We start from the raw sequence: 1,309 nt of genomic DNA on the forward strand, positions 1-1,309 counted from the left end.
TGAATCGCCCCGAGTTCATCGGAGACCAGTTTGTTTAAGTCAGGCCACTTTACCTGACTCGTTTAAATTATCATAGTAGTCTGTTTCATATTGAGCTGGTGAAATATACCCAATTGAAGATAATAAGCGTTGATTATTAAACCAATTGACCCACTCTAACGTTGCGTATTCAACAGCATCAACATTCTTCCACGGGCCATTTCTGCGAATAATCTCTGTTTTAAATAATCCATTTATTGTTTCAGCCAATGCATTGTCATAAGAGTCACCCACACTGCCTACAGACGCTTGAATTCCAGCTTCAGCAAGTCGCTCAGTGTATCGTATAGACAAATATTGGCTGCCTCTGTCGCTGTGGTGAATTAACCCTTCGGGGTTGCCACGATGCCAAATAGCTTGCTCTAACGCATCAAGAATAAGCTCTGTGTGCATTGTCGTTGATACACGCCAACCTACAATGTATCGTGAAAAAACATCTATCACGAAAGCGACATAAACAAACCCACTCCATGTGGCAACATAGGTGATGTCAGCTACCCAAAGTTGATTTGGCTGCTCAGCAGTAAATTGACGATTAACTAAATCAAGTGGCTTATCTTGTTGCTCGTCAGGTATCGTTGTCTTATGTGCTTTACCCCGACGAACACCTTGAATTCCCATAACTCGCATCAATCGTTCGACTGTACAGCGGGCGACTTGATGGTCGTCAAGCTGTAGCTGCTTCCATATTTTTCTTGCACCATAAACTGACATATTATCCTCCCACACTTCGCGAATGAGTATTATCAGCTCAGCATCACGCTTTTTGCGGTTAGACAGTCGCTCAGGCTCTCTTTGTATCTGTTTATGAGAATAATACGTTGATGGTGCAATCGGCAATTCCTTGCAAATTGACTCGACACCGTAATGCTCTCTGCAAGCATCAATAAAATCCACTATTACTTCTGTTTGCGGTCGAGCTCCGCTTGGGCGAAAAAAGCGGCAGCTTGCCTCAGGATATCATTCGTTCGCTTGAGCTCTTTATTCTCGCGCTCTAAGACGGCAAGGCGTTCTTCAGTTGATTGCGTATTAGAAGAGGGTTTAGACGGTTGAGCTTGAGATTTCTTGACCCATGCTCTAAGTGTTTCTGGGGTACATCCCAGTTTATCTGAAATCGATACTAGCGCAGCCCAAAGAGAAGGGTATTCATGCTGTTGTGTGGTAACAAGCCTAATTGCACGTTCACGAAATTCTGATGTATAGCGATTTGATTTTTTCATAGTTCCAGTTTCTCAAGTTATTGAGTCTCTGGCAAACACGGGGCGATTCA

Annotated in this window: 1 protein-coding gene and 1 other annotated feature; the gene reads right to left on the bottom strand. The window is 43.4% G+C overall.

Annotated elements, in window-relative coordinates:
* Window positions 1-39: 39 nt before the first annotated feature.
* Window positions 40-1,259 (bottom strand): IS3 family transposase gene (locus tag GQR47_RS20200; RefSeq protein ID WP_223230517.1). Its coding sequence is split into 2 segments (ribosomal slippage): window positions 40-971 and window positions 971-1,259, totalling 1,221 coding nucleotides; the frame shifts between segments, so codons are not numbered across the junction.
* Window positions 865-981, bottom strand: a sequence feature (AL1L pseudoknot). (Overlaps the previous gene by 117 nt.)
* Window positions 1,260-1,309 lie beyond the last annotated feature (50 nt).

This window comes from Pseudoalteromonas sp. Z1A2, assembly GCF_011378755.1.
GTDB classification, from domain to species: Bacteria; Pseudomonadota; Gammaproteobacteria; order Enterobacterales; family Alteromonadaceae; genus Pseudoalteromonas; species Pseudoalteromonas distincta.